This window comes from Deinococcus pimensis DSM 21231 (assembly GCF_000519345.1).
GTDB classification, from domain to species: domain Bacteria; phylum Deinococcota; class Deinococci; order Deinococcales; family Deinococcaceae; genus Deinococcus_A; species Deinococcus_A pimensis.
In genome coordinates, this window is record NZ_KI912647.1 from 107,723 (window position 1) to 115,227 (window position 7,505).

Below are 7,505 nucleotides of genomic sequence, written 5' to 3' on the forward strand. Positions count from 1 at the left end.
GAGCGGCACCCGCGCCGCCGAACGCGCCTCCAACCGCCACTGGACGCTGGTGTACCTGCGCCGCCACGGGAGCTGGCAGGGCGAGGGGACCGTCGTGGACCGCCGGGGCGCCGTCGCGACGGTGCTGCTGCCCGACCTCGCGCTCGACGTGACGTTGCCCGTCCCGCACGAGATCGGGGACACGCTCACCCTCGGCGTCGTCGAGGTGGACCTGCCCAACCTCGCAACACGATGGACGCCAAAACAGGTCTGAAATTCGGTAACCTGAGGGAACCATGCCGTCCGGCTTCGAGCCCGTCGCCCTTCCGCTCGTGGACCTCCTGGAGCGGGCGCCCTCCCTGCCGGACACCCTCGCGCTGTACGCGCGCCTCGACCGGCCCCTCGCGGCGAACGAGGTCGTCGTGATCGCCGATCCCGACGACCTCGACGACTGGGAGGACGAGCCGCCCCTCGCGCGCGCGCACGGCTGCGCGTACCTGCTGTCGCTGCCGGACCTCAAGGCCGTCGTGCACGACCTCGAACGCCTTCACGCCCACCCCACCCTGGCGGAGCGTGTGACGGCGCTCGCGTACTACCTGGAGAACGACAGGTTCCAGAGGTTGTAGCAAAAGCTGGAGAGACACGTCGACGGCCCAGGCAGGAGGACCGGACCGCTCCGGTCCGTACGCAGCCAACCAAGGTTGGAGAGACGCGTGAACGCCCCAGGCAGGAGCGAGGGGCCGTCCCCTCCTTTTCCTATTCCGGTTTCGCCTCGCGTTCCATGAGGGACCGCACGCCCTCCTCGGGAGTCCAGCGGCCCTCCACGACGCGGTGCACGGCGCGGACGATGGGCAGGTCGTGGCCGTGCTCGGCGGCCCAGTCGTCGAGGAGCGCGGCGGTCCTCAGGCCCTCGACGACCTTGCCGCCCTGCCGGGGGTCCTCGCCGCGCGCGATGCGTTCCCCGGCGGCGCGGTTGCGGGAGTGACGGCTCGTGGCGGTCGCGATGAGGTCCCCGAGGCCGGAGAGGCCGTACACGGTGTCCTCGTCGGCGCCCTGCGAGACGAGGTAGCGGCGCATCTCGCGCAGGCCGCGCGTCATGAGGGCGGCCTTGGCGTTGTCGCCGTAGCCGAAGCCGTCCACGAGGCCCGCCGCGAGCGCCATGACGTTCTTGAGGACCCCGCCGAGCTCGACGCCCGCGAGGTCGGTGGAGGTGTACACCCGGAACGACGGGGTCATGGTGGCGTCCTGCACGTCACGCGCGAAGTCCGCGTCGTCGCTCGCGACGACGCTCGCGGCGGGCAGGCCGCGTCCGACCTCCTCGGCGTGGTTCGGGCCGGACAGCACGGCGACGCGTGGGAAGCCGAGCTCGCGCGCGACGTCCGTGAGCCGCCGTCCGTCGCGCGCGACGCCCTTGGCGCACAGGACGAGGCCGAGGTCACGCGGGAGACCGCCGAGGAGGTCCTCGACGCCGACGCTGGGCACCACGACGAGCGCGAAGGGGAAGCGCGTGGCGACGCCGAGGTCGCTCGTGACGTCCACGCCCGCCGGGAGGGTCACGCCCGGCAGGTACTCGCGGTTCTCGCGGGTGGTGGCGAGCTCGCGGGCGAAGTCGTCCCGGCGGGCCCAGAGGGTGACGTTCCGGGCGTGCGTGGCGAGCATCACGGCGAGCGCGGTGCCCCAGCCGCCCGCTCCGAGGACGAGGACGCGCTCCACGTCAGGCGCTCCGGGTGGGAAGGCCCTCGCCCGTCCACGCGGCGCGCGCGAACACCCACACGCGGGTCGCGTCGGGCTCGGGGCGGGCGTAGTCGGGGTACTCCAGGAATTCCCAGGAGCCGAATCCGGCGGCGGCGAGCAGGGGCTCGAGGTCGAGCTGATCGTAGCCGCGTTCCTCGTGGACTTCGAGGAATTCCTCGTCGCCGACGCGGCAGAAGGCCTGCACGATCCCGATCTCGCGGGCGGCGTCGTAGTGGTGCGACCAGTGGTAGTGCACCTCGCCGCCCTCGGGGAGGTCCGCGACGCCCTCGATGACGTCGCCCTCCCAGAGGTCGCGGACGCCCGCGCGGGTGTTCACGTCGAACACGAGGAACCCGCCGGGCCGCAGGTGCGCGTGAGCGCGCGTGAGGGCGCGGCCGAGGTCGGAGGGGTCGGTGAGGTTGTTGAGGGAGTCGAAGACGCAGGTGACGAGGTCGAAACGCTGATGAAGCTCGAAGTCGCGCAGGTCGCCCTGCGTGAAGGTCACGCCGGGCAGTTCGCGCGCGGCGACCGCGAGCATGTCGGCGCTGAGGTCGAGTCCGGTGACGTTCAGGCCGCGCGCCGCGAAGGGCCGGGTGCTGGCGCCCGTGCCGCAGGCGAGGTCGAGGACGCTGTGGGCCTTCCAGCCCTCCGCGCGGAGGTAGTCGAGGATGAACTCGGCCCAGCCGTCGTACTCGATGTCGGCCATGATCGCGTCGTAGACGCGGGCGAGGGCGCTGAAGGGGGGGCGCTGCACGAAGGGAGTATAGAGCGGCGGGGGGGCCGTCCGGGCCCGCCCCGCCCTGGATCGTGGGGTTCAGCGTGCCCGGAGGGCGCTCGCGGTCCGGACGGCCTCGGCGGTGGCGTCGGCGCCGTACATGGTCAGGCGGGAGACGCTGGCCTGGACGAGGACGTCACCGTGGACGGTGGTGGCGGTCGCGACGCGCTCGCCGAGGGAGAGCGTGCCGCTCGTGAAGCCCTTGGCCGCGAGCGCCTGCTTCGCGGCGGCGGGGAAGGCGAAGGAACCCGTGTCGGGGGCGTAGCAGGCGAAGACCACGACCTTGCTCGCGGACATGGCGGAGCCGGCCAGCAGGACGACGGTGGAGGCGTCGTTGGAGGGTTCGCTCCACGTGAAGGTGGTGTCGGGGGTGACGGCGTAGTTCGAGGCGGCGCCGGGCGCGGTGAGCGTGAGGCGTTTGGCGGTGGGCAGCGTGACCTTCATGGCGGGCACGTTCGCCGCGCCGGGCACGTCGGCGGTGAGGGCCGTGGTGGGCAGCGTGGCGGGCAGGGGCGCGCTCTCGTCGGAGAAGTAGTCGATGGAGGTGGCGCCGCTGTGGCGGGGCAGCGCGCCGAAGGTGCCGGCGGACGAGGTGAGGCTGATGTGGTCGCCCGCGTCGAGCGAGGTGATCGGCGTGCCGGGCGTGGGCTGGGGCGTGCCGCCCGTGGTGTCGGAGACGACGCAGGTTCCGGTGAGCGAGGCGTAGGGGTTGCTGCCCGTCGCGGTGACGGCCTGGCTGGTGAAGAAGGCGCCGTAGCCGGAGACGTCCACCCGGGCGCCCACGACGGTTTCGCTGACGTCGATGTAGCCCATCTTGGTGTAGGTCTGGCCCGAGCCGCCGCCGGTGCTGCCACCACCCGTGTTCCCGCCGCCGGTGTTGCCACCGCCGGTGTTGCCGCCGGTGGAGCCGTCCGGCGCGGCGGGGCCGCCGCAGGCGGCGAGCGAGAGCGTGAGGCCGATGAGCAGGGCGGGCGTGAGGCGGCGCAGCGTGATGGACATGATCGTGGTCCTTTCGGGGCGAGAGGCTCGGGGGTCCGGGGGCGCCCGCGCTTCGCGGCGTCTCCCCTGTCCTGAGCGCAGGGTAGGCGGGGAGGCATGGCACGCCGATGGCAGCCCTCCCCGCGTGGCGCGGTGGGATAGCCTGAGGCATGTCCTTCGAAACGAAGTTCGCGGAGCTGCGCGCGCGGCTCACGGAGATCACGGACCTCACGTCGGTGGGCGCGGTGCTGGGCTGGGACCGCTCCACGTACCTGCCCGAGGGGGGCGGCGCGGCGCGCGCGCGTCAGAGCGGCCTGCTGAGCCGCCTGCGGCACGAGAAGGCCACGGACGCGGGGCTCGGTCGGCTTCTCGACGAGCTGGAGGCGGGCGGCGGGCACCTCGACGCGGGCGGCTTCGAGGCGCGGCTGATCCGGGTGGCGCGGCGTGACTTCGACCGGGCGACGCGGCTCCCGCAGGACTTCGTGGAGCGCATGTCGCGGCACACGAACGAGACGTACTCCGCGTGGGTGCGGGCGCGTCCCGCGAACGACTTCGCGGGGATGGTCCCGAGGCTGGAGCGCACGCTGGAGCTCAGCCGGGAGTACGCGGCGTTCTTCCCGGAGTTCGACCACCCGATGGACGTGTTCGTGGACGGGAGTGACGAGGGGATGACCGTGGCGCGCGTGCGGGAGGTGTTCGCGCGTCTGAGGGAGGCGCTGGTGCCGCTCGTGGCGACCGTGACGGCCGCGCCGGAGCCCCGCACGGACTTCCTGCACCGGCACTATCCCGCGGCGGACCAGTTGCGCTTCGCGGAGGCGGTCATCGCGGACTACGGGTACGACTTCTCGCGGGGGCGGCAGGACCTCACCGCGCACCCGTTCTGCACGCGCTTCAGCGTGGACGACGTGCGCATCACGACGCGCGTGAAGGAGACGGACCTGACGGAGGCGTTGTTCTCGACGCTGCACGAGTCGGGTCACGCGATGTACGAGCAGGGCGTGGATCCGGCCTTCGAGGGCCTGCCGCTCGCACGCGGCACGTCGGCGGGGGTGCACGAGAGCCAGTCGCGGCTGTGGGAGAACGTGGTGGGGCGCGGGGCGCGCTTCTGGCAGCACTACTTCCCGAGGTTGCGCGACGCCTTCCCCGAGCAGCTCGCGGACGTCACGGAGGAGGAACTCTACCGGGCCGTGAACGTAGTGCGGCGCAGCCTGATCCGCACGGACGCGGACGAGCTGACGTACAACCTGCACGTGATCCTGCGTTTCGAGCTGGAGCTCGCGATGCACGAGGGGACGCTGGAGGTGCGTGACCTCGCGGACGCGTGGCACGCCCGCTACGAGCAGGACCTCGGGGTGCGCGCGCCGAGCGACACGGACGGGGTGCTGCAGGACGTGCACTGGCACGCGGGCCTGATCGGCGGGGCCTTCCACGGGTACACGCTGGGGAACGTGCTGAGCCTGCAGTTCTGGGAGGCGGCGCGGCGGGCGCATCCGGACATTCCCGACGAGGTGGCGCGCGGGGAGTTCGGGACGCTGCGCGGCTGGCTGACCCGGCACGTGTACCGCCTGGGACGGAGCCGCACGGCGGCGGAGGTGGCGCTCGCCGCGACGGGCGCCGAGCTGGACGTGGAGCCCTACCTGCGTTACCTGCGCGGGAAGTACGGGGAACTGTACGGCGTGACCGTGCCCGCCTGAACCGCACGGGAAGCGGGCCCACCCCCGGGGGTGGGCCCGCTTCCCGTGCGGTCGCTCGTCGGAAGGCCGGTCTCGACGGGCGTCCGCGCGGCCTTCAGAGCGCGAGGATCGCGGAGAAGTTGCCGCTGAGGCCTTCGGGGAAGAAGCCGCCCATGGTCTTCTGACCGGTGTTGTCGAGGAAGACGATGTTGGCGACCTGACGGGGGGTGCGGCTGAAGGCGATGGAGTTGCCGTCGGCGAGGACGATGTTCGCGGCGTTCGTCTGGCTGCGGACGTAGGCGGGGTTGCCTTCGACGTTGCTGGTGATGCCCTGGTCGACGTCGCTGGTGCCGTCGACGGCGTCGCGGAGGTTGCTGATGGCCTGCACGACCTGCTCGACGGTGAGTCCGGCGGCGGCCTGCTGGGTGCGGCGCTGGTAGAGCAGCGTGCGGATGCTGCCGGAGTGGTAGGCCTCGACGGCGAGGATGCCGGCGGCGTTCTCGAGGTTGCCGCCCGCCTTGTCGTCGACGAGGAGGCGCGCGGCGCCCTTGTAGGCGCTCACGCCGACGTCCTCGAAGATGAACGCGCCGTGCAGGAAGAAGAGTTCGTTCGCGAAGGGATCGAAGCCGGTGATGGCGCCGCTCGACGCGGCGCTCCCGGCGGCCTGGAAGGCGGGCCCGAGGTCGATGCGGGGCTGGGCGACGGCGTTCGCGCCGAGGACGGCGCGGATGACCTTGACGTGGTTGAGCTCGTCCGTGGCGATCTCCTGCGCGTAGGCGCGGACCTCGGGGGAGAGACCGCTGATGCCGGTGCCGTTGCTGGCGGCGGCGGTGAAGCTCGCGGGCAGGATGACCTTGCTGGCGTCGCCGCCCGCGGTGGTGAGCTCGCCGAGGCGTCCGACGGCGGCGAGGTAGAAGGCCGCCTCGAGGTATTCGAGGTTGAGGGCGAAGTTGAAGATGGTCGCGTCGAGGTCGGGCTTGCTGGGCTGCTGCGCGATGACGGGCGCGCAGGACGCGAGGACGGCGCCGGCGCCCATCAGTCCCATCTGGCCGAGGAACTGACGGCGGGGGTTCTTGGCGAGATCGGTCTTCGAATCGTTGCTCATGGGTCCTCCGCGAGGGGTGGGGAATGGATTTGGCCTTCCACCTGGCTTGTAAGCGGGGGAGCCGGGAATGGATGGAGCGCGGAGGTTGCGTGAAGCGGTGATGAAGACGGGAGAGTGAGGTCATCGAAAGTTACCGAAGGGTAACTACTTCCTTTTAGTTACCCATGAGAGGATACTCGGCTCGAAGACCTCAAGGAGGACCACCCATGAACACCATCCTCGTCACGGGCGCCACCGGCTCCCAGGGCAACCCCGTCGCGCGCCGCCTCGTCGAGGCCGGGCACCGCGTCCGCGTCCTCACCCGCGCTCCCGAACGCGCCGCTCCCCTCGCCGCCCTCGGCGCGGAGGTCGTGCGCGGCGACCTCGACGACGCCCCCGCCCTGCGCGAGGCCGTGCGGGGTGCCGACGGCGTCTTCCTGCACGTCCCCTTCTTCACCCCCTCCCCCACCGACGGGCCGCGCTACGCCCACCACGTCGTGGACGCCGCCCGCGAGGAGGGCGTGCGCCTGCTCGTCTGGAACGCCAGCGGCGAGATCCCGCCCGCACGCGGCGGCAACCCCGCCTTCGACGCGCGCATCGACGTTCTGGAGACCATCGAGGGCTCCGGCGTCCCCTACGTCGTCCTGCAGCCCACCGCGTACATGGAGAACTTCCTGGGTCCCTGGACCCGCGAGGAGCTCGCGCGGGACGGCACCTTCGCCTACCCCACCCCGCTCGCCGTGAGGATGCAGTGGCTCGCCACGGAGGACCTCGGCGCGTTCGCCGCGCACGCCTTCGCGCATCCCGAGCTCGCCAACCTCAACCTCAAGGTCTGCGGACCCGAACGGCTCGACGGCGAGGAGGTCGCCGAGCGCTTCTCCCGCGCGCTGGGACGGCCCGTCCGCTTCCGGGCCATGCCACCCGCCGAGTTCGGCGAGAAGCTCGACGCGGTCTTCCCCGGCATGGGACGCGGCGCCGCCGCCGGGTACGAGCTCGCGTACCGCCAGCCGGAACGGATGTCGAGCCACGTGGACCTCGCCGAGACCCTGCGCGTGATGCCCGTGCGCCTCACCAGCCTGGAGGAGTGGGCGCGCGCTCACGCGGCGGCCTTCGCTCCCGCGCCCGAGGGAGCGCCGGGCTGACCTTCAGGCGGGGTCGTAGCCGCTCGCGGCGAGCAGCGCGAAGGGATCGCGGACGTCGAGCAGGTCCGCCCACGTGAGCCCGCCGCGCGTGAGGGCCGCCTCCGCGATCCGGTAGCCCACGAAGTACCCGAGGTCGGCGG

The 7,505-nt window shown here is 72.2% G+C and carries 7 protein-coding genes and 1 pseudogene; 4 read left to right on the forward strand and 4 right to left on the reverse strand.

Annotated elements, in window-relative coordinates; all coding sequences use genetic code 11:
* Both DEIPI_RS39825 and DEIPI_RS0113365 read left to right on the forward strand, forming a co-directional pair.
* Nucleotides 1-253: pseudogene (locus tag DEIPI_RS39825) on the forward strand (ribonuclease II); the annotation flags it as partial.
* A 22-nt stretch (nucleotides 254-275) separates the two neighbouring features.
* Nucleotides 276-605: a DUF7716 domain-containing protein gene (locus DEIPI_RS0113365; protein ID WP_027482092.1), complete on the forward strand. Its 330-nt coding sequence runs from the start codon at nucleotides 276-278 to the stop codon at nucleotides 603-605.
* A gap of 130 nt (nucleotides 606-735) precedes the next feature.
* Here the strand turns inward: DEIPI_RS0113365 and DEIPI_RS0113370 are convergent, their stop codons facing one another.
* From DEIPI_RS0113370 to DEIPI_RS0113380, 3 genes are read right to left on the reverse strand one after another with little or no spacing between them, the layout of a single operon-like run.
* On the reverse strand, nucleotides 736-1,692 hold the full coding sequence (locus tag DEIPI_RS0113370) for an NAD(P)H-dependent glycerol-3-phosphate dehydrogenase (RefSeq protein ID WP_027482093.1): 957 nt from the start codon (nucleotides 1,690-1,692) through the stop codon (nucleotides 736-738).
* 1 nt (nucleotide 1,693) lies between these two features.
* A complete protein-coding gene (locus DEIPI_RS0113375) occupies nucleotides 1,694-2,467 on the reverse strand; it encodes a class I SAM-dependent DNA methyltransferase (RefSeq protein WP_027482094.1) in 774 nt (257 codons plus the stop codon).
* A gap of 60 nt (nucleotides 2,468-2,527) precedes the next feature.
* Complete coding sequence (locus DEIPI_RS0113380) at nucleotides 2,528-3,487, reverse strand: hypothetical protein (protein WP_027482095.1); 960 nt, start codon at nucleotides 3,485-3,487, stop codon at nucleotides 2,528-2,530.
* A 149-nt stretch (nucleotides 3,488-3,636) separates the two neighbouring features.
* Between DEIPI_RS0113380 and DEIPI_RS0113385 the strand changes: the two genes are divergently transcribed.
* Nucleotides 3,637-5,160 (forward strand): carboxypeptidase M32, encoded by a 1,524-nt coding sequence (locus DEIPI_RS0113385; protein WP_027482096.1) that lies wholly within the window; start codon nucleotides 3,637-3,639, stop codon nucleotides 5,158-5,160.
* A 94-nt stretch (nucleotides 5,161-5,254) separates the two neighbouring features.
* On the opposite strand, the gene DEIPI_RS0113390 is transcribed toward DEIPI_RS0113385, so the two are convergent.
* Nucleotides 5,255-6,244 carry a ferritin-like domain-containing protein gene (locus tag DEIPI_RS0113390; RefSeq protein ID WP_027482097.1) on the reverse strand — a complete coding sequence of 330 codons (990 nt, stop codon included), beginning with the start codon at nucleotides 6,242-6,244 and terminating at the stop codon, nucleotides 5,255-5,257.
* Nucleotides 6,245-6,450: 206 nt separating this feature from the next.
* On the opposite strand from DEIPI_RS0113390, the gene DEIPI_RS0113395 reads away from it, so the two are divergent.
* Entirely contained in the window at nucleotides 6,451-7,365 is a 915-nt protein-coding gene (locus tag DEIPI_RS0113395; RefSeq protein ID WP_027482098.1) for an NmrA family NAD(P)-binding protein, read from the forward strand.
* Nucleotides 7,366-7,505 lie beyond the last annotated feature (140 nt).

Bases quoted from the DNA above. Each gene is read 5' to 3' on its own strand.
- DEIPI_RS0113365 (WP_027482092.1), top strand. From the start codon at position 276: ATGCCGTCCGGCTTCGAGCCCGTCGCCCTTCCGCTCGTGGACCTCCTG.
- DEIPI_RS0113380 (WP_027482095.1), bottom strand. From the start codon at position 3,487: ATGTCCATCACGCTGCGCCGCCTCACGCCCGCCCTGCTCATCGGCCTC.
- DEIPI_RS0113385 (WP_027482096.1), top strand. From the start codon at position 3,637: ATGTCCTTCGAAACGAAGTTCGCGGAGCTGCGCGCGCGGCTCACGGAG.
- DEIPI_RS0113390 (WP_027482097.1), bottom strand. From the start codon at position 6,244: ATGAGCAACGATTCGAAGACCGATCTCGCCAAGAACCCCCGCCGTCAG.
- DEIPI_RS0113395 (WP_027482098.1), top strand. From the start codon at position 6,451: ATGAACACCATCCTCGTCACGGGCGCCACCGGCTCCCAGGGCAACCCC.